The 20,435-nt window shown below is 63.2% G+C and carries 15 protein-coding genes and 1 other RNA gene; 7 read left to right on the top strand and 9 right to left on the bottom strand.

What is annotated here, in order from left to right; genetic code table 11:
• Positions 1 to 31 precede the first annotated feature (31 nt).
• The 3 genes from HT585_RS10005 to HT585_RS09995 form a co-directional block, all read right to left on the bottom strand.
• A complete protein-coding gene (locus tag HT585_RS10005; protein WP_176353263.1) occupies positions 32 to 2,479 on the bottom strand; it encodes an ATP-dependent helicase in 2,448 nt (815 codons plus the stop codon).
• A 133-nt stretch (positions 2,480 to 2,612) separates the two neighbouring features.
• The gene (locus HT585_RS10000) at positions 2,613 to 3,017 is read right to left on the bottom strand and encodes a carboxymuconolactone decarboxylase family protein (protein ID WP_176352755.1); all 405 of its coding nucleotides are present in this window, start codon (positions 3,015 to 3,017) and stop codon (positions 2,613 to 2,615) included.
• Positions 3,018 to 3,073: 56 nt separating this feature from the next.
• Positions 3,074 to 3,895 carry a cyclase family protein gene (locus tag HT585_RS09995; protein ID WP_176352754.1) on the bottom strand — a complete coding sequence of 274 codons (822 nt, stop codon included), beginning with the start codon at positions 3,893 to 3,895 and terminating at the stop codon, positions 3,074 to 3,076.
• A 314-nt stretch (positions 3,896 to 4,209) separates the two neighbouring features.
• Here HT585_RS09995 and HT585_RS09990 point away from each other — a divergent pair, with 314 nt between their 5' ends.
• Together HT585_RS09990 and HT585_RS09985 are read left to right on the top strand one after the other, a co-directional pair.
• Positions 4,210 to 5,394 (top strand): efflux RND transporter periplasmic adaptor subunit, encoded by a 1,185-nt coding sequence (locus HT585_RS09990; RefSeq protein WP_176352753.1) that lies wholly within the window; start codon positions 4,210 to 4,212, stop codon positions 5,392 to 5,394.
• Entirely contained in the window at positions 5,391 to 8,528 is a 3,138-nt protein-coding gene (locus tag HT585_RS09985) for an efflux RND transporter permease subunit (RefSeq protein ID WP_176352752.1), read from the top strand. Before HT585_RS09990 ends, HT585_RS09985 begins: the two co-directional genes overlap by 4 nt.
• A 99-nt stretch (positions 8,529 to 8,627) precedes the next feature.
• On the opposite strand, the gene HT585_RS09980 is transcribed toward HT585_RS09985, so the two are convergent.
• On the bottom strand, positions 8,628 to 9,068 hold the full coding sequence (locus HT585_RS09980; RefSeq protein ID WP_176352751.1) for an anthrone oxygenase family protein: 441 nt from the start codon (positions 9,066 to 9,068) through the stop codon (positions 8,628 to 8,630).
• A 380-nt stretch (positions 9,069 to 9,448) separates the two neighbouring features.
• Here HT585_RS09980 and HT585_RS09975 point away from each other — a divergent pair, with 380 nt between their 5' ends.
• A complete protein-coding gene (locus tag HT585_RS09975; RefSeq protein WP_176352750.1) occupies positions 9,449 to 10,855 on the top strand; it encodes an FAD-linked oxidase C-terminal domain-containing protein in 1,407 nt (468 codons plus the stop codon).
• Between the two features lie 182 nt (positions 10,856 to 11,037).
• A complete protein-coding gene (locus HT585_RS09970) occupies positions 11,038 to 14,793 on the top strand; it encodes an AsmA family protein (RefSeq protein ID WP_343213954.1) in 3,756 nt (1,251 codons plus the stop codon).
• Between the two features lie 430 nt (positions 14,794 to 15,223).
• Here HT585_RS09970 and HT585_RS09965 read toward each other — a convergent pair whose 3' ends face one another.
• The gene (locus HT585_RS09965; protein WP_176352748.1) at positions 15,224 to 16,015 is read right to left on the bottom strand and encodes a hypothetical protein; all 792 of its coding nucleotides are present in this window, start codon (positions 16,013 to 16,015) and stop codon (positions 15,224 to 15,226) included.
• Between the two features lie 402 nt (positions 16,016 to 16,417).
• On the opposite strand from HT585_RS09965, the gene HT585_RS09960 reads away from it, so the two are divergent.
• Positions 16,418 to 17,290 (top strand): GGDEF domain-containing protein, encoded by an 873-nt coding sequence (locus HT585_RS09960; protein WP_176352747.1) that lies wholly within the window; start codon positions 16,418 to 16,420, stop codon positions 17,288 to 17,290.
• On the opposite strand, the gene HT585_RS09955 is transcribed toward HT585_RS09960, so the two are convergent.
• From HT585_RS09955 to ssrA, 4 genes are all read right to left on the bottom strand, one after another.
• The gene (locus tag HT585_RS09955; protein ID WP_176352746.1) at positions 17,270 to 17,506 is read right to left on the bottom strand and encodes a ribbon-helix-helix domain-containing protein; all 237 of its coding nucleotides are present in this window, start codon (positions 17,504 to 17,506) and stop codon (positions 17,270 to 17,272) included. The genes HT585_RS09960 and HT585_RS09955 overlap by 21 nt on opposite strands.
• Before the next feature lie 197 nt (positions 17,507 to 17,703).
• Complete coding sequence (locus tag HT585_RS09950) at positions 17,704 to 17,913, bottom strand: DUF4169 family protein (protein ID WP_176352745.1); 210 nt, start codon at positions 17,911 to 17,913, stop codon at positions 17,704 to 17,706.
• Positions 17,914 to 17,933: 20 nt separating this feature from the next.
• Positions 17,934 to 18,449 (bottom strand): SspB family protein, encoded by a 516-nt coding sequence (locus HT585_RS09945; protein WP_176352744.1) that lies wholly within the window; start codon positions 18,447 to 18,449, stop codon positions 17,934 to 17,936.
• A gap of 111 nt (positions 18,450 to 18,560) precedes the next feature.
• Positions 18,561 to 18,924, bottom strand: a transfer-messenger RNA (tmRNA) gene (gene ssrA, locus HT585_RS09940).
• A gap of 137 nt (positions 18,925 to 19,061) precedes the next feature.
• Here ssrA and HT585_RS09935 point away from each other — a divergent pair.
• Together HT585_RS09935 and HT585_RS09930 are read left to right on the top strand one after the other, a co-directional pair.
• Positions 19,062 to 19,370, top strand: coding sequence for a DUF2853 family protein (locus HT585_RS09935; protein ID WP_176352743.1), 309 nt, complete (start codon positions 19,062 to 19,064; stop codon positions 19,368 to 19,370).
• Positions 19,371 to 19,571: 201 nt separating this feature from the next.
• On the top strand, positions 19,572 to 20,366 hold the full coding sequence (locus tag HT585_RS09930; protein ID WP_176352742.1) for a thymidylate synthase: 795 nt from the start codon (positions 19,572 to 19,574) through the stop codon (positions 20,364 to 20,366).
• Positions 20,367 to 20,435: the final 69 nt, after the last annotated feature.

Below are 20,435 nucleotides of genomic sequence, written 5' to 3'. Positions count from 1 at the left end.
CTGATGCTCGACTCTGGCGGCGTAGTTTCGCTCACACCTTCTCGACAAACCCATCCAGCACGCGCTTTTGCCCGGCCTTGTCGAAGTCGATCGTCAGCTTGTTGCCCTCGATCGCGGAAATGTTGCCATTGCCGAACTTCATGTGGAAGACGCGGTCGCCGACGGTGAAGCGCGAGGGCTCGGTGCTGGTGGATTTCGCCACCAGTTCGCCGTCGATGGTGCGGCTGCGTGGGCCGCTTTCGCCGTAGCCGATGCGCTCGACGGCGTGGCCGGAGCGTGAGCCCCAGTTGTCGCGCGTTGCGTCCGAGCGGTTCTGCTGGGCGCGCTTCCAGCCGGGGGTGGAGTAGGTGTTCTGGAACGGATCGGCCTTGTCGAAGCGCGACTGGCCGTAGCCGCCGCGGCCGTAACCGCCATAGGATTGCTCGCTCTCGGCGACATCGACATGGGTGATCGGCAGCTCGTCGAGGAAGCGCGAGGGCAGGGTGGATTGCCACAGGCCGTGGATGCGGCGGTTGGAGACGAACCAGATGTGGCAGCGGTGTTTTGCCCGGGTGATGCCGACATAGGCGAGGCGTCGTTCCTCCTCGAGGCCGGAGCGCCCGCCCTCGTCCAGCGCGCGCTGGTGCGGAAACAAGCCTTCCTCCCAGCCGGGCAGGAACACCGTGTCGAACTCCAGCCCCTTGGCCGAGTGCAGCGTCATGATCGAGACGGCATCGAGGTTTTCGTTCTGCTCGGCGTCCATTACCAACGAGACGTGTTCGAGGAAGCCGCGAAGGCTCTCGAAGGCTTCCATCGAGCGGATGAGTTCCTTCAGGTTTTCAAGCCGCCCCGGCGCTTCCGCCGATTTGTCGTTCTGCCACATCGCGGTGTAGCCGCTCTCGTCGAGGATCTGCTCGGCAAGTTCGGTATGCACAGTGGTTTCGAGCAGGCCCTGCCAGCGGCGGAAATCGGCGACGACGTCGAACAGCCCCTTGCGGGCCTTCGGCTTCAGCTCGTCGGTCTCGATGATGTCGGTGGCAGCCGCCAGCATCGGGATGTCGCGGGCGCGGGCATAGTCGTGCAGGGTGCGAATGGTGGTGTCGCCAAGGCCGCGCTTCGGCGTGTTGACGATGCGCTCGAAGGCGAGATCGTCGGCCGGCTGGCAGACGAGCCGGAAATAGGCCATGGCATCGCGGATCTCAAGCCGCTCGTAGAAGCGCGGACCGCCGATGACGCGGTAGTTGAGGCCGAGCGTGACGAAGCGGTCTTCGAACTCGCGCATCTGGAACGAGGCGCGCACCAGGATCGCCATGTCGTTGAGCTTGTGGCTCTTGCGCTGCAGCTGCTCGATTTCCTCGCCGACGGCACGGGCTTCCTCTTCGGAGTCCCAGGCGGCGTGAACCTGTACCTTCTCGTCATCCGGGTCGGTGCGTTCGGTGAACAGCGTCTTGCCGAGCCGCCCCTCGTTATGGGCGATCAGATGGGCGGCGGCGCCGAGAATATGCTCGGTCGAGCGGTAATTGCGCTCGAGCTTGATCACCTTGGCGCCGGGGAAATCCTTCTCGAAGCGCAGGATGTTGTCCACTTCCGCGCCGCGCCAGCCGTAGATCGACTGGTCGTCGTCGCCGACGCAGCAGACGTTCTGCGGTACGCCCTTGGGGCGCTGCGCCAGGAGACGCAGCCACATGTACTGTGCGGTGTTGGTGTCCTGATACTCGTCGACGAGGATGTAGCGGAACTTGTCGTGATATTCCTTCAGCACATCCGGATTGCTGCGGAACATGCGGATCGGGTGCAGCAGCAGGTCGCCGAAGTCGCAGGCGTTCAGGGTGCGCAGGCGGTTCTGGTAGGCGGCGTAAAGCTCGCGACCCTTGCCGTTGGCAAAGGCGCGGGCATCGCCCTCGGGGATCTGCGCCGGGTCGAGCCCCTTGTTCTTCCAGCCGTCGATCATGCCGGCGAACTGCTTGGCCGGCCAGCGCTTATCGTCGAGACCCTCGGCCTGGATGATCTGCTTGATCAACCTGATGACGTCGTCGGTGTCTAGAATGGTGAAATCGGAGCGCAGGCCGACGAGCTCGGCGTGGCGGCGCAGAAGCTTGACGCCGATCGAGTGGAAGGTGCCGAGCCAGGGCATGCCCTCGACCGCATGGCCGACGAGCACGCCGATGCGCTCCTTCATCTCGCGCGCGGCCTTGTTGGTGAAGGTCACCGACAGGATCTGCGAGGGGAAGGCGCGGCCGGTGGAGAGAATATGGGCGATGCGGGTGGTGAGCACACGGGTCTTGCCGGTGCCGGCGCCTGCGAGAACAAGCACCGGGCCATCGAGCGATTCCACCGCTTCGGCCTGCTCCGGGTTGAGGCCGGAGAGATAGTCCGGGCGCTGCTGCCGGTCGCGCGCCGCCATGGCGCGTGCGGCAATGCCGCCCGTCGCCGGCGGCTGCTGTTTGCGCGGGGCCGGCTCTTCGTCGAAGAAGGGAATGTCGTCGAAACCACTCATCATGCGGCTCAATGTAGTGATTCGGAGGCGAAAGGCCAGAAAGGATGTTCTTCTTTTATTCCGTTTTCTGCACCAGCCGCACCAAGCCTGTGGAAAGACAGGCGATTTCGAAGCCGCTTATTCTCACCGACTGCCGTCAGGAAGTCCTGTCGAAGGCGGCGTCCACCGGCACCTGCAAGGCGGTGGCCAGCTGGTTGGTTCTGGCGGCAAGCGAGATCACGCGCAGGAGATCGGCATGTTCGGCATCTGTCATGCCCTTGGCTCGCGCTGCCGCCGTGTGGGAATGGGCGCAGTAGCCGCAGCCATTGCTGACGGAAACGGCGATGTAGAGCATTTCCTTGACCAGCGGATCGAGGGCCGAAGGTGTTGCCATCACCGTCTTCACGTCGCGCCAGGTCTGCTCCAGCAGATCCGGATCGAAGGCGAGCCACAGCCACATATTGTTGATGAAGTCCGACTTGCGCGTGGCGCGGATGTCGTCGAACACGGCTTTGACGCGCGGATCGGCTTCCGGGTTGGCGGGTGGGGTGATGGTGCTCATGACGTCTCCAAGTGGGTCGTCCGGCGACGCGGGTCGCCGGATCGGTAGGAAAAGGATCAGACCAGTGCGAACACGCGCGCCGGGCCGCCGGTGCCGCCGCGGTGCTTCGGCGCGCCGAGCACCAGGGTTGCGCCCTTTGCCGGCACCTTGTCGAGATTGGCGGCTGCCTCCAGCCCCCAGCGGCCTTCGGGCAGCCAGGCATAGTGCGTGGCGAAATCGGGCGAGGGGCCGTGGTCGAGCGACAGCGTGTCGACGGCGATGCCGGCGGCCTTGGTCTCTTCCAGCAGATACTTCGCTGCTTCGACATGGAAACCGGGGAAGTGCAGCTTGCCGTTTGCATCGACGTTGCGGAACTTGTCGGTGCCGAGATGGGCGCTCCAGCCGGAGAGCATGGCGATGCAGGCGTTTTCCGGAATGTCGCCATTGGCGGCGACCCAAGCCTTGATATCGTCCGGGGTGACCTGCGCGTCGGCATCGGCCGAAGCCTTCTGGCGGATGTCGATGACCGCGAGCGGCACGACCAGTTTTTCGACCGGCAGCTCGGCCACCGACAGGCCATCGGCGGAGAAATGCAGCGGCGCGTCGACATGGGTGCCGGTGTGCTCGTTCACCCTGAGCTCGAACATGTTGAACTTGTCCTTGGCGTAGTTGAACTTTTCCTCGCGGAAGAACTGCTGCTGGCCGAAGAAGGTCGGGAACTCCTCGTAGAGTTCGTGAGTGAGGTCGGTAACGCCAGTATGTCCCTGGGCCAGCGCCGGCGGGGCGATGCCCGCACTTGCGGCCGCGATCCCGGCCGTCCCGACGGCTGCGGCCTTAAAGAAGCTGCGGCGGGACAGCATCTTCTGCTTTACGGATTCCATGACGCACGCATCGCACATGTATTTTCCCCTCTCAAGAACCGGTCGAAACCTGATGGCAATGGCTGCCGGCGGTTGCAGGATACCTCAGTCGGCGTGACTGTAAACGGTGATTGTCTACTGTTTTTCTAGGGAATGGCGCCGATATCGGTCGGCCGGCGCGAGGATGATCCCGATGACATCATGCCGCCAACAAATTCGCTTTTATTACAATTGCGTAATGATGGCATTCCGTCGTTGCCCCCAAAGGTCCGAACAACGATACTTGGGGCAAATCGGAACGTTCCGCCGGCGCCTGCCGCGCAGGAGCGCGTTTTGTGTATTTGGAGACATGAATGCGGGTTTGGAAACAGCTGGCGATCAGCGCCGTTGTGCTTTTGGTGGGTGCCGGCGTCTGGGTGCGGTTCGTGCCCGGGGCAGGTGAAACGCTGGCGGCGATCGGTGTTTCGCACCCGTTGATCGATGCTCTCTCCAAGCAGGACGGCGGTGCGGGCGGCGAGGGCGGCCAGGGTGGCGGTGCGCGCAGGCAGGGCGGCAACGACGCCGTTCTCGTCATGGTGCGTCCATCGGCAACGGCCGTTGTCAACGATCGGCTGAACGCCATCGGCAATGGCGAGGCTATCCACTCCGTCACCGTGACGCCAACGGCCACCGGCAACCTCACCGAGATTCTCGTGCGTTCCGGCGACAGGGTGGCTGAGGGCCAGGTGATCGCCAAGCTCGACAGTGACGACCAGAAGATCGCCGCCGATCAGGCGCGGCTGACACGCGACAGCGCAAAGGAAAAGGTGGAGCGTTATCGCAACCTCAGCACTGCGCGCGCGGTGACGGCCGTCGAAGTGCGCGATGCCGAAATCGCCATGCAGACCGCCGAACTGGCACTCAAGACCGCCGAGCTCGACCTCAAGCGCCGCGATATCGTCGCGCCGTCGAAGGGCGTCGTCGGCATCATCACCGTCAATGTCGGCGACTACGTCACCACGACGACACCGATCGCCGTGGTCGACGACCGCTCGGAAATCCTCGTCGATTTCTGGGTGCCGGAGCGCTTTGCCAACAAGATTGTCGTCGGCCAGCCGGTGACGGCCCAAGCGATCGCCCAGCCGGGCAGCCAGCTCGACGGCGTCATCCACGCCATCGACAACCGGCTGGATCAGGCGAGCCGCACATTGCGGGTGCGGGCGCGGCTCGAAAATCCTGACGACACGCTGCGGGCCGGCATGTCCTTCTCCGTGACCATGGCGTTTGACGGCGACACCTATCCGACCGTCGATCCGCTCGCCATCCAGTGGAGCTCCGACGGTTCCTATGTCTGGCGCGTGAGCGCCGACAAGAGCGAGCGTGTTCCGGTCAAGATCATCCAGCGCAACCCGGACAAGGTGCTGGTCGATGCGGCCTTGAGCGAAGGCGATGAAGTCGTCACCGAAGGCGTGCAGCGGTTGCGCGACGGCGGCGAGGTTCGCATTGCCGGGCGTGAACGCCGCGATGCCGCGCAGAAGGTCGCGGAGGACGTGAAGTGAGCGGCGCCAGGGAACCCGGCCACCAGACCGCGCGCGAGGCCGGCAAGACCGGTTTTACAGCGCTTTTCATCCGCAGGCCGATCTTCGCGCTCGTGGTCAATACGCTGATCGTCGTTGCCGGCCTTGCGGCCTGGAACGGCATCGAGATCCGTGAGCTGCCGCAGGTCGACCAGCCGGTGATATCGGTGACGACGACGCTCGACGGCGCTGCCCCCGAAACCATGGACCGCGAAGTGACCTCGGTGGTCGAGGGCGCTGTCTCGCGCGTCCAGGGCATCAAAGACATTTCCTCCACATCCAACTTCGGCCGCAGCCGGGTGACGCTGCAATTCTCCGACACGACTGATATCGGCCAGGCGGCCAACGATATTCGCGACGCGCTCGGTCGCGTACGCAACCAGCTGCCGGAGGATGTCGACGAGCCGAGCATCGTCAAGGCGGATGCCGACAGCCAGCCGATTATGCGTCTGGCGCTGACCTCGGACACCATGTCGATGGAAGACATGACGCTGCTGGTCGAAAACGAGATCAGCGATCGGCTCGCCGCCGTCGAGGGGGTCGCCGACGTCGCCATCTACGGCGACCAGGAAAAGATCTTCCGCATCGACCTCGACCAGGCGAAGCTCGCCGGGCGCGGGGTGACGGTCGCAAACCTCAGGACCGCGCTTGCAAACGCCTCCTACGACGTGCCGGCCGGCAAGCTGACCAGCGCCAGCCAGGACATTTCCGTGCGCGCGACCGCCGACCTGCAGACGCCGGAGCAGTTTGAAAACCTGATCCTCGTCAACAATGTCCGGCTGCGCGACATCGGCACGGTGACGCTCGGGCCGGATTCAGGCACGACGGCGCTGCGCTCGAACGGTCGCCAGGGCATCGGCCTCGGCATCATCCGCCAGGCGCAATCCAACACCGTCGATATTTCCGAGGGCGTGCGCAAGGTCGTCGAGACCATCCAGACGCAGATCCTTCCCGAGGGCACGCAGCTCCGGATCACCAGCGACGACGCGGTCTTCATCAATGGCGCCATCCACGAGGTGGAGATCGCACTCGGCGTGGCGATCTTCATCGTCACGCTCGTCATTTACATGTTCCTGCTCGACTGGCGGGCGACGCTGATCCCGACCATCACCATGCCGATCGCGCTGATCGGCACCGTGGCGGCGATCTACATGGCCGGGTTCTCGATCAACATCCTGACGCTGCTCGCCATTGTGCTTGCGACCGGGCTCGTGGTCGACGACGCGATCGTCGTTCTGGAAAACATCGTGCGACGACGGGCCGAAGGGCTTGGGCCGCGGGCCGCTGCCGTGCATGGCACGCTCGAAGTGTTCTTCGCGGTTCTGGCGACCACCGCGACGCTTGCGGCCGTGTTCATTCCGCTGTCGTTCCTGCCGGGACAGACCGGCGGTCTTTTCCGCGAGTTCGGCTTCGTGCTTGCCTTCTCGATCCTGCTTTCGTCCTTCGTGTCGCTGACGCTCTGCCCGATGCTGGCATCGCGCATGCTGACGCAGGAGAACCATTCCAAGCCCGGGCCGATGCGCCGGTTCGGCGCGCGCGCATCCGAATTCTATCGCGTCACGCTGCGCGGCTGCCTCAATGCGCCTGTGATCGTCTTCGTCGTTGCCGCCTTCTTCACGGCGATGGGCGGCATCGGCTTCATGACGCTGAAATCGGAGCTGACGCCGAGCGAGGACCGCTCGCAGGTGATGATGCGCATCAACGCGCCGCAGGGCGTGTCGCTCGAATACGCGCAGGCGCAGATGCGCCGGATCGAGGACGGGCTGCAGCCGCTGGTCAAATCCGGCGAGATCGACAACATCTTCTCGATTTCCGGCCAGGGCGGCTCGGCCAACAGCGGCTTCATGGTGCTGACGCTTGCCCCTTGGGACAAGCGCGAGCGCAGCCAGCAGCAGATCGTCTCCGAGATCAACAAGGTGACGGCACGCATCCCCTCGGTGCGGGTGTTTGCGATGCAGCCCAACAGCCTGGGCATTCGCGGTGCCGGCAGCGGCCTGCAGGTGGCGCTGGTCGGCAACGACTACACCAAGCTCGGCGATGCCGCGGCCAAGCTCGTGCGCCAGATGGAAGACAGCGGACGCTTCGAGAATGTGCGGCTGAACTATGAGGCCAACCAGGCGCAGCTTTCGATCACCATCGACCGCGAGCGCGCATCCGACATGGGTGTCGATATCGGTGGTCTCGCCTGGGCGCTGCAGGCGATGCTCGACGGCAACAGCGTCGTCGACGTCTTCGTCGATGGCGAATCTTACCCGGTCAAGCTGCTGTCCTCGACCAATCCCGTCAATGACCCGACCGACCTGCAGAACATCTTCCTGAAGGCCGGCGACGGCAAGATCGTGCCGATGTCGACCATTGCCAGCGTCGAGGAAACGGCCGTGGCGCCACAGCTGTCGCGGGAATCGCAGCTGCGCGCCGTGTCGCTGTCGGCCGGGCTCAAATCCGATCTGGCGCTCGGCGAAGCCCTGACCATGGTTGAGCAGATGGCCGAGCCGCTGCTGCCGCCGGGCTCGCGCATCATGCCGCTCGCGGAAGCCGCGACCCTCAACGAGAATGCCAACGGCCTCATCGTCACCTTCGGCTTTGCGCTCGTCATCATCTTCCTGGTGCTGGCCGCACAGTTCGAAAGCTTCGTCAGCGGCCTGATCATCATGGCGACGGTACCGCTGGGGCTTGCCTGCGCGGTCTTTGCGATGATTTTGACGGGCAATACGCTCAACATCTACAGCCAGATCGGCCTGGTGATGCTGGTCGGCATCATGGCGAAAAACGGAATCCTGATCGTCGAATTCGCCAACCAGCTGCGTGATCGCGGCCAGGATGTGCGCACCGCGATCGAGAACGCCGCCAACATTCGGCTTCGTCCTGTCATGATGACGATGATCGCCACCATCGTCGGCGCGGTGCCGCTGGTGATGGCAAGCGGCGCGGGTGCGGAAGCACGCATCGCGCTTGGCTGGGTGCTGGTCGGCGGTCTCGGCCTTGCCGTGGTCGTAACGCTTTATCTGACGCCGGTTGCCTATCTCGTCATTGCCGGGCTCACCAAGCCGCATGCGGACGAGGAGCGCAAGCTGCACGAGGAAATGGAGGCCGCCGCCGCGCTGGAAGTGAAGTAGCGCCGGTGCGCGCGGCGCTGCCGGGTCAAGGCTGCATCAACCCTTCGGCTATGGAGCAGCTTGTCGGCCTGCCGTGGTTCCGCTTGAAAGCGGGATGCGCTAGCCCCGAAGCTCCAGCCAGACGGCGACGAGGAAGATCACCGTGGCGATGGCGCCGAACGCGCTCCTGACGGCGTGAAGCCTGCCCCAGTGAACGAGAAGCCCGCGGGTTTCCTCGTTCACCTCTTCCGGTCGCGTTGCCTCCAGACGCCGGTTGATCGGCATGATCCGGAGAATCGTAAAGGGCCAGTTCAGGAGAATGACCGCTGCCCCGAAACCCCAGAGCGCATTGCCGCTCTGCCACCAGGCGGCAAGACCAAGCAGGCCCGAGAGGATCGCGAGCGAGGCTTGCATCTGGAAACCGCGACGGTAGGCCGGCACCCATTGTGCAAGAGCTGTCCTATTGTCGAGGCAAAGCCTTGCGGGCTGTTCAGCCACGTTGATGTAGATGGCGGCGCCGAAGAATACGGCTGAGGTAAGCAACGCGAGTAGTCCGAGCATGTGACCTTTTCCTCTTGCCCCAAGGGTCGCCAAACGACCGGCGTCTTCTCGTCGATTCCATCTGTCCGCGGAAGACGCGGCGAGCGTCGTCTTGTCAGGATCTTGTGACAGGCCGGTGTCGTCGGCGCAACATCGACGGCAAAGGTTCCAACTCCAGGGTCGATCCCGGCAGGGCGTTTTGATCGGCGTTTTCCGTCACAAGACGAAAGCTTTGTGACACTCAGGTCTCACCGCCGGCGTTTTCACGCGATAGTCTGCCAGAGACTGCGTCAACGTCTGGACAAAGTGATTCCGATTTGCACAGTAGCGCCTTGAAATGAAAGCGCTTCCCCAATGTCGGAACGGGGCGGTGCGGATGGCATGAAGAAGGGACGTTTTCCGTGGCATTGAAGGCGATCAGAGCTGGCTCGAGAAACGAAACCGGGATCGATACCGCAAAGGCGCAGCTTGCCGCCCGATTCGGCGACCGGTTCCAGACGGGCGAAGCGATCCGTGCCCAGCATGCCCACACCACCACCTATATCCCGGCGCAGCTTCCCGATGGCGTCGTCTTCCCCGAAAGTGCCGACGAGGTGCGCGAGATCGTCGCGATCGCCGCTGCCAACACCGTGCCGCTCATTCCGTTCGGGACCGGCTCGTCGCTCGAGGGCCATGTCAACGCGCCGAACGGCGGCATCTCCGTCGACATGATGCGCATGAACCGCGTGTTCGAAGTCAACGCGGAAGATCTGGACTGCCGTGTCGAGCCCGGCATCACCCGCGAGGAACTCAACACCTATCTGCGCGACACCGGCCTGTTCTTCCCGATCGATCCCGGCGCCAATGCCTCGATCGGCGGCATGGCCTCGACGCGCGCGTCCGGCACCAATGCGGTGCGCTACGGCACCATGAAGGACAATGTGTTGGCGCTGACGGTGGTGACGGCGGATGGGCGCGAGGTGCGCACGGCGCATCGGGCGCGCAAGTCGTCGGCGGGCTACGACCTGACGCGCCTCTTCGTCGGTGCCGAGGGCACGCTCGGTATCATCACCTCGATCACGCTCCGGCTCCAGGGCATTCCCGAAGTCATCTCCGGCGGCGTCTGCCCGTTCCCGACGATTGCCGATGCCTGCAATGCGGTGATCCTGACGATCCAGTCCGGCATTCCGGTTGCGCGCATCGAGCTCCTGGACGCGCTGCAGATGAAGGCCTGCAACAACTATTCCGGCCTTTCCTATGAGCAGACGCCGACGCTGTTCGTCGAATTCCACGGCAACAGCGAAAGTGTGGAAATGCAGTCGCGACACTTCGACGAAATTGCGGCCGACTTCGGCTCCAGCGGTTTCATCTGGACGACCAATCCGGAGGAACGGGCACGGCTGTGGAAGGCGCGGCATAATGCCTACTGGGCCCAGAAGAGCCTGATCCCGGGTGCTGCCATTCTATCCACCGATGTGTGCGTGCCGATCTCGCGGCTTGCCGATTGCGTTGCGGCAACCCATGAGGATATCGCAGCACACGGCCTGACGGCCCCGATCGTCGGGCATGCCGGCGACGGGAATTTCCACGTCGGGCTGCTGTTCGACGACAAGGATGCCGCCGACGTGGCGCGGGCAGAGGCTTTCGTCGAACGGCTGAATGCGCGGGCGCTGTCGATGGACGGGACCTGCACTGGCGAACACGGCATCGGCCAGGGCAAGATGCCGTTTCTCGAAGCTGAACTTGGCGATGCGCTGGATCTGATGCGGCAGGTCAAGCGTTCCCTCGATCCGCAGGGTATCTTCAACCCCGGCAAGATCTTCGCTTGACGCGAATGGTCGGGCGAGGGGAGAGCGGTGCTGCAGCCGCCCTGTGGGGCGGCAGGCAACGCCGACGCAATGGATAAGGACGAAGACGTCCAAATGTAATGGACGAAGACGTCCCTTTGGCGTTCATATGGACGCAGACGGCGCCGACGGGCGCCCGAGAACTTGATGGGAATGTAGGCACGGTGCTTTCGCGAATTCTGGTTGCCATCGGCGGTCTTGTGGTCGTTGCGCTTTTTGCGGCGCTGATCGCCCCGTGGTTCATCGACTGGACCGGTTTCCGCAAGGAATTCGAGCGCGAGGCAAGCCGCATCATGGGCAAGCCCGTCGTCGTCCACGGCAGTGTGGATGCGAGGCTGATCCCGTTCCCGACGGTGACGCTCAACGATGTGCGCGTCGGCGGCAGCGACAAGGGCGAGCCGCTGATCCAGGTCGCGCAATTCTCGATGAGCGCGGAGCTGGCGCCGTTCCTGAGCGGCGAAGCACTGATCTTCGACATGCGCCTCGACCGGCCGAAGGCCAAGGTCAGGCTTCTCCCGGACGGCACGCTCGACTGGGCGCGCGGCACGCGCACGGCAATCCCGGCCAAGACGGTGGTGCTCGAAAATGTCGAGATCACCCACGGCGAGATCGAATTCATCGATGAGCAAACCGGCCGCACCCGACGCGTCACTGACCTTTCCGCCGATCTTTCCGCCCGCACCCTGGCTGGCCCCTGGAAGGTGGAGGGGCGGGCTGCGCTTGATGGCGAGGCCGGCAGTTTTGCCTTTTCCAGCAATGAGGTGGACGAGACGGGTGCGCTCAGCCTGAAGGCGCGCGTGACGCCGGACAAGCGTCCCTTCGGCGTCGAACTCGACGGCGCCCTGAAGATCGTCGACTTCAAGCCTGTTTACGGCGGTCGCTTCACGCTGACTGAAAACCGCCCGCAGGGCGAGGCAAAGGATGCGGACGGCCATGCGCCGCTGCGCATCAACGGTGATTTCCAGCTGACCAACGAAAGCATCCGCGTGCCGGAATACCGCTTCGAGGTCGGCCCTGCTGATGATCCATATGTGGTGACCGGCGAGGCGACGCTCGATACCGGCAAGGACCAGAAGTTCCTGCTGATCGCCGACGGCCAGCAGATCGACGTCAGCCGCATCGGCAATTCCGGCAGCAACGGCAAGACCGGGCGCGACCCGGCGATCTCCATGCGCCAGCGGCTGGAGGCGATGCTGGCGATTGCCGCCGATATCCCCATTCCGCAGGTGCCGGGACGGGCCAGCCTGAAACTGCCGGCGATCGTCATCGGCGATACGACCGTGCGCGACGTGCGCATCGACGTGCAGCCGGATGGTGCCGGCTGGGTGATCGACAATGTCGTCGCCCTTCTGCCCGGGCGCACTCAGCTGGAGGCCAAGGGGCGGCTCAACCTCAAGGGCCAGCGCTCGTTCCGTGGCGACCTGCTTCTCGCGTCCAACCAGCCTTCGGGCCTGGCGAGTTGGTTGGCGGGTTCCGTCGACCCGGCGATCCGCAAGCTGAAGACCGCGGGCTTTTCGGCCACGGTCAACCTGACCGATACGCTGCAGCAGTTCGAAAACCTCGAAGTGGCCGCCGGCGAGGCCAGCCTCAAGGGGCGGCTCCAGCGTCAGTCCTTCGCCGAGCAGCAGCCGAACCTGTCGCTGCAGCTGAACGGCAATCGCATCGACCTCGAAGCGCTGCAGGCGCTGGCGGGGCTGGTTGCCGGCGATGCCTCGGCTTCCACCCTGATGCAGCATGCGATTGCGGCCGACCTTTCCGCCGACGAGTTCTCCGCTTTCGGCGAGGAGGCGCGCGACGTCCAGGCGGTGGTGACATTCAAGAATGGCCAGCTTCAGGCCGAGCGCGTGGCGATCGGCTCGCTTGCCGGCGCCCAGCTCGCCTTTTCCGGTCGCGCCAGCGGCGATCTCGAAAAGCCGGTAATTTCCGCCAAGATGAAGCTGGCGGCCAAGGACCTGACACCGTTCCTGGACATGATCGGCCGGCACGCCGTCGATCATCCCGCCCTTCGCCGCCTGACCAGGGCCGGACCCTTCTATACGGACGCCGCCTTCGACGTGACGCTGACGGCCGGCAACAAGGAAGGCAATGCGCCTGCGACCTTCGGCATTTTCGGCACCGCCAACGGCACCAAGATTGCCGCAAGCTATCAGGCGCCCGACATGGCGCAGGCCCTTGCCGGCAAGGGCATGCTGCTCGAAGCGACGCTCGAAAACCCGCAGACGCTGCTGCTGCTCGGCCAGGCCGGGTTCGACCCGCTGCCTTTCGATGCCGACGCCAACGGCATCCTCTCCATCAAGCTGCAGAGCACCGATGGCTCCAACGCCAATGGCACGGTGACCTTTACCACCGAGAAGACGTCGCTTGCCGCCAAGGGCAGTTTCGATCTCTCGCGAGACCATTTCCTCGAGGGTCAGGCCAAACTGACACTCCAGACCGAAGACCTCGAGCCCTACCTGCTGCAGCAGGGCATCGCATTGCCGCAGACGGGCACCGGCCTGCCGATTTCGGTGTCGGCCGACGTGGCGACGACACCGGAGGCGATCGCCTTCACGACCGTCGAAGGCAAGGCCGACAACAACGGCTTTGCGGGCGCGCTGACGATCGACCGCAAGGTGCCGGGCAAGGCCGACGGCCAGATCAGCGTTGCCACGCTCGATCTCGCCTGGCTGGCCGAGGGCATCCTTGGCCACGTTCAGGACATGTCGAGCGGAGCGCTGTCGAAAACATCAGTGGCGCAAGCCGCCTGGACCGGTTTCAACGTGGCGCTCGATGTGCAGGCCGCCAACTTCTGGCCGGGGTTCTACGGCGCCATCGGCAATTTTGCCGGAAAGCTGGAGTGGAAGGGCGATGAGATCGCTTTCACCGATGCGACTGGCGACTGGCTCGGCGGCAAGCTCGAAGGCCGGTTGCAGCTCGGCAATGCCAATGGCTCCGGCTTCCTGCGCTCGCGGCTCGACGTCAAGGGCGGGGATCTGGCGCAGGCTGGGTGGATGCGTGCGGGCGCCCCGGTCGCCACCGGCACCTTCGACCTCTCGGTTGCGCTCGAGGCATCGGGCGCGAACGCGCAAGCCATGGCCCATTCGGCAAGCGGTTCGGGCACTGCTACCTTCAATGGCGTGACCCTCAACGGCATCAACAGCGCGGTGCTGCCGCAACTGATGGCAACTGCCGACGCCATGAAGACGGAGATTTCGCCCGATGCAATCCGCCAGGCAGCTGAGGCGGCCGTGTTTTCCGGCCAGTCGGTCGTCGGTGTGGTCAAGGTCCCCTTCAGCATTGCCGGTGGCGTGCTCAGGGCGCAGAACGTCACGGCTGCCGACGGCAACGCAGCCTTTGCCGGTGAAGCATCGCTGGATCTGGCGGCTGCGCGTCTCGACGCGAACATTGACATGACCTTCCGGCCGGGCGACGAGGCGCTGGCGGGGGCCGAGCCGCGGGTGCGGCTGAGTTATGCCGGCCTGCTTTCGTCCCCGGGCGTGAACCTCGATGTTGCCGATCTCTCGAATTTCCTGTCGCTTCGGGCGTTTGAGCGCGAGCGCCGACGTGTCGAGACGCTGCAGGCCAACGTGCTTGAGAAGCAACGGCTGCGTCGCGAGGTGCAGCTTTACAAGGCAAAGGCGCAGCAGCGTGAAGTCGAGCGCCTGCGGGCGGTTGCCGAAGAGCGGCGGCGTGCGGCGGCAGCAGTTGAGGCGGAACGGGTGAAGGCGGATCTGGCGGCCCGCGCGGAGGCGGAACGAAAGGCGGCGGAAGAGGCCGCGCGCAAGGCAGCGGAAGAAGCCGCGCGCGTCGAGCGTGAACGCCAGCAGCAACAGCAACTGGGCGCCCCGTCGCAGGTGCCGCCGGGAACGGTCGAAGACCAACAGAAATCTAACGGGCAGGGGCTGAATTTCGACGTTCTGCCCGGTGTCACGGTGCAATAGGCATTGATACCCGGTTTCGAGCATCGAAACCTGCTGGACCTGCCGGATCGCGTTTTCCGGCGAGGAGAGGCTTGGGAGGGCGAGGCTTGCGCATCGGTCCTCGACGGCGCGCTTCAAGGAATCCTATTCCGTTTGCGGACAAAACAGCCGGCAATTCAGCGTGCTATAACGGCCTTGTTCATCTAACAAGGCCGCCAAGGCTGCGTTCAAATTTTACATCGGCGCGCATCGTACGTGACGCCAAGCACGTTTCAACGCTTTAGATCTGCTGCATAATTCTTCGCTTAAATCGATTCCGATTCAAGGAATATGCAGTAGACATTCGGACGACCGGACACCACCTCAGATCGGGTGCGATTTGAGGAGAAATGCTGCAGCAAGCTGGCAGTCCCGTCGATCGCTCGTCTGAGACCGCCGGAGGCGCGTCGGATCAGAAGCGGATGGCGACCCCCAGGATCGGTCCGTGCTGCACGGTGTCGTACTCGAAACCGTCGTGGCTGTAGTCGACGCCAAGGGCGCGATAGCCGGCGACAGCGGAAATCGTATCGCTGAACCGGTAACCCAGGCCGAGTGCTGCATCCCAGTCGAGATCCGCACCGCCGCCGCCGACCAGCCCCCAACCAGTCAGATAAAACTCGGGCGTGAAGTTATAGGTGCCGCGCAGGCCGGCGACCGCATCGACCCAGGTGGCGCCATCATCCCGGCTGACACCATCCAGCAGGCCGCCAGAGAACGAAAGCGTGGTGTCGACCGACCAGACCCTCAGTCCGCCGACGATGTCGAGATTGGCCGACTGGTCTTCGTAAATGGCATAGCCGACGCCCAGCAGCGCGGAGAAAGACGTCGAGTCCACATCCACGCTATTGGCGAGGATACCGTTCGGCGTGCTGCCGCTGGCCGATAGCTTCGTGTAGATGACGTCGCCGAAGATGCTGTAGGGGCCATTGCGCGCCTCGCCCATCGCCATGAAGGCAAAATCGAGCTTGTCCCAGATGTCGCTGAAGCTGGCATCGACGTGCACGGGTGGTAGGCCGAACTGGCCGACATCGCCCGTCAGGCCCGCAACCCAGAAGTAGGGTGCGATGGTGAACTTCCATCCGCTCTTCGTCTCCTGCGGCTGCGCCGTCGGTGCAAGGAGTGGTGCGATGTCGGCTGCGCTGGCAATCGTGGCCGACGATAGGGTCAAGCACGTGGCCAAACCGATCCGGGCATAGAGCTGCATGGTGTTCTCCCTCTCAGAACTCACGAGCGCCAGAGGCCGCGGCCGCTGGCAGCCGTTGAATTGTTTGAAATTAGGGTGTTCTAAACAAGTGAATTTGCGTCAGATCCGGTGTCGGCGCATGCGGAATTGCGCGACCTGTTGCTCAAGGCACACAGAGGGCAAGAAGTGGGCCCCAGTTGCAATCAAAAGTCTATGTTTTGACGGGTAGAGACTGAGCATTTCCTCCGGATGGGCGTGACCTTGATCCGGCCAGGCCCTGCGTTCAGTCCCGATGCCGGCCTGATTCGGTTGCGCGCGCCTGTTTTGCCAGCCAAGAAGTACGTGACCCCTAAAATTCTAATGGAATGTTTGATCGCTCGTTAGCTTCCCGGCATCACAGTGCGGTTTGCAACGGGGGGTGGCATGACGTCACTGAAACAGGGCCTTGATCGCCGCGCGATCATCTGGATCATCAACTGGACATTCTCGGGTGCGGTTGGTTGCACTGCCGTTGCGGTTCTCATCACCTATCACTACATCGCCCCGTTCGGGGCGGAGGTGATGGCGACGTCGATGCGCCTTGCCCTGTTCATTCCGCTGCTTCTGGCCATCCCGCTTTTCGCCTTCATCGGCATCAAGCTTCAGCAGCTTGCATGCGCCAACGATCTGCTGACGCTGGCGAGCCGCTATGACGGCCTGACCGGCTGTCTCAACAGGGCTGCGTTCACGTCGGATGTCACGGCGTTCGTTGCCGAACAGGATCTCAAGCCTTTTCCCACGACGTCGGCGCTGATGGTGCTGGACGCCGACCACTTCAAGCGCATCAACGATCGCCATGGCCATCTCGCCGGTGATGATGCGTTGGTGGCGATAGCGACCGCGGTCCGCCTGGCTGTGGGCGATGGCGGCCTGATCGGCCGTCTCGGCGGCGAGGAATTCGGCGTCTTCATTCACCATGCCCATCCCGCAACGGTCGGGGCGATGGCCGAGCGCATTCGTCTGGCGGTGGCTGAGCACGGGCAGGCGATTGCACCGGATGCCGATCCCGTGACGGTCAGCATCGGCGTGGCGCTGTTTACCTATCCGGTGCAGTACGAGGACATTTTCAAGATCGCGGACGATCAGCTCTACCTCGCCAAGAACACGGGGCGCAACCGGGTGTGTCTCATCGAGTTTTCACGGCTGCCGGGCGGGATCAGGGCTATGGCGACCCAGCTGCGCGCCGGCCTCGCCGACGCCCTGACGGACAGTTTCGCAAACCATGCCGACGAGCCGTCACGTGTCGCCGGCCGCTGAGCGCGGCACGTTCGACTTGATCCAGTCGAGAACGTAGACCCGAAGTGCCGAGGAGAGGTTGCTGTCACTGCTGCGCGCGTCGTCGATCTCGACGATCAATTGCGCGATCGGCATGGCGCGGGCGGCCGCGATCGTCTTCAGCTCAAGCCAGAACGGGTCCTCCAGCGAAAAACTGGTGCGGTGTCCGTGCAGGGTGGCGGAGTGTTTTCGGATCATCGCCGGAGCTCGCAAATTGATTCAAGTCGTTGGCGGTTTGATTCGGGACGCTGCTGCAAGTCCTTGACGCAGAATCACTTTTGCCGAACCAAGCGCCGGCTTTGATGCTCTAGCAACGCATTCAGGCGTGAGACGTTCCGCACAATCTGTTTCGACGATGATTTGAAGAAGACGCAGCCGTTTACGCGTCCTGTGCTTCAGTCCTCGGCCTCATCGGGTCGATCGGCTGTGGGCTCGCGGCGCCCCTGGTCGAGGGCTTTTGCCGCTTTCGCGTTCAAGGCGTCGGTCAGCGATTTCTCGGCTTTGGTGCGGCCGAACGAAATACGGTTCTGTTCGGCCTGCTTCTCTTTTTCGGCGCGGGCATTGCGCTTGCGGAATTGGCGTAGATTGACGACGTCACCACTCATGCCGCGCCCTTTCAGCTGCCTCAGTTTTTCTTGCGGAAGGAATCGAGCGAAACGACCGAGCCGCCGCCATTCTTGGCTTCGCTGGATTTGTCCGCGTCCTTGGGCGGCACTTCGCCGTCGGTTTCAGGCACGGGGTAGGCGGTGATCTCCGCCGATTCGAGTTCTTCCTCCTCGGCCGCGGCCACGTCGAACTCGAGTTCGAAGTTGACCGAGGGGTCGTAGAAGCCGCGAATGGCATTGAATGGAATGACGAGCCGCTCCGGCGTATCGGAGAAGGAAAGGCCGATCTCGAAGCCGATATCGGAGACCTTGAGTTCCCAGAACTGGTGCTGGACGACGATGGTCATCTGCTCGGGATACTTGGATTTCAGGTGCTGCGAGATGCGAACACCCGGCGCCCCGGTCAGGAAGGTGATGAAGAAATGGTGCTCGCCAGGCAGGTGGCCGGTGGCCGCAACCTCGGTCAGCACTTTGCGGATGACGCCGCGAAGCGCGTCCTGCGCCAGAATGTCGTAGCGAATGTGGTCCTGGCCCATGGGATTCCCGTCTTTCTCGAACTCAATTCTACTGTCGGCTTTCCATTGCCCGTCAGAATATGACGAGTCAATTATCCAAGCATCTATAGACCATTTCGAAGCGGGGGAGAAGGTGAAGGCTTCTGTTGCCAGGTGCCTTCGGACCCCGCCTTACGGTGCTACCCGGAAGGACTTGATTTGAAGTGTCGCACCGCCGTTAGGCAGCGAGACGTGCTTCAGCATAGTTGTCGTTTGCAACTATAAGTTTAGCCCGATAACGGTGGTACAATGCCGAGCAAAAAGTCGATCTTTACGCCCTTGTCGATCCTATTTCGCCCCCATCAAAAGCCGGTCATCGACGTGTCGACCGGTTTTTGGTGGAGGCGCCGGGTACCGCCCCCGGGTCCAATGGGTTTATTTCACCGCCCGTTTATTGCCATAGCCGCCCTAAGACGGCATCTGTCATATAGGTCTTTCCAGCGCCCAAGAAAAGGGGAGGGTGCGGATAAATCGCTGCTTTTCCAAAACGCTTGACTTGATCGGCAGCCATGAAAAACTCCGGCTGCTGCAGGCGGGCCGCCCGGGCATGCGGGACAGGCTGCCGTTTTTCGGGTAATCCAATGTGGAGGCATCATGACCGGCTATCTCGCAGATGTGCAGAAGTATGACGGCGGCGCCGACGAGGCTGTCGTGAACAAGATCGTGCGCCATCTCGGCATTGCGCTGCGCAACAAGGATTCCTCGCTCGTGTCGGCCACCGACCCCAAGGAACTCGATCGCGTCCGGGAAAAGTGGTGCGAGAAGAAGCTCGGCGTCGTCGGCGCGGACGCGGATGCGGCCATCTCGGCCACGGCGAAGGCGATGTCTGAGGACCGCTCCAAGTCCCGCGTGACCTTCTACTATCTGGTGGCCAAGAACCTCGGCAAGCTGCAGACGCTTTAGGTCGCGGCAAACTCGGGCTGGATCGGGCCGAATTGATCAACGTGACAGATACCCGGAGTCGGGATGCCGGCGGAAACGCGCAAGCTTTCCTCAAGATCCCGGTTTGAACGGCTAAATTTGCGGGATAAATACCCACGAGACATTGGTTTGCCGCCGGCTTCACCCTAAATTTGGGACAACACGAATCGGCGGCGCCAGACCATGCAGCAATATCTCGACTTCCTCGACCATGTGATGACCAGCGGAACCGACCGGGGCGACCGGACGGGGACGGGCACGCGCTCGGTCTTCGGCTACCAGATGCGTTTCGACCTGTCGGAAGGCTTCCCGGTACTGACAACCAAGAAGCTGCACCTGCGCTCGATCATCCACGAACTGCTCTGGTTCCTGAAGGGCGAGACCAACATCGCCTACCTCAAGGACAACGGCGTCAGCATCTGGGACGAGTGGGCGGACGAAAACGGCGATCTCGGCCCTGTCTACGGCTACCAGTGGCGTTCCTGGCCGGCGCCGGACGGACGCCACATCGACCAGATCGCGGGGCTCGTCGAAAGCCTGAAGACCAATCCGAATTCGCGCCGGCACATCGTTTCGGCCTGGAACCCGGCGCTGGTCGACGAGATGGCGCTGCCACCGTGCCATTGCCTGTTCCAGTTCTACGTCGCCGACGGCAAGCTTTCCTGCCAGCTCTACCAGCGCTCAGCCGACATCTTTCTCGGCGTGCCATTCAACATCGCCTCCTACGCCCTTCTGACGATGATGGTGGCGCAGGTGACCGGGCTGAAGCCGGGCGATTTCGTGCATACCTTTGGCGATGCGCACATCTACCACAACCATTTCGACCAGGCGCGGCTGCAGCTTGCCCGCACGCCGAAGACATTGCCGAGCATGCAGATCAATCCTGATGTCAAGGATCTGTTTTCGTTCCGTTTTGAAGACTTTACCCTTGTCGGCTACGAAGCCGATTCAACCATCAAGGCGCCGATCGCCGTCTGACATGTCGCCGCCGCGCGGGGCGCGGGCAGGGGGATCTATACGGGCATTCGCGTGACGGCGGCAGGCTGG

This window comes from Ensifer oleiphilus, from assembly GCF_013371465.1.
Classification (GTDB): Bacteria; Pseudomonadota; Alphaproteobacteria; order Rhizobiales; family Rhizobiaceae; genus Ensifer; species Ensifer oleiphilus.
The sequence above is the reverse complement of the archived record's forward strand: the minus strand, read 5'-3'. Positions and strand labels throughout refer to the sequence as shown.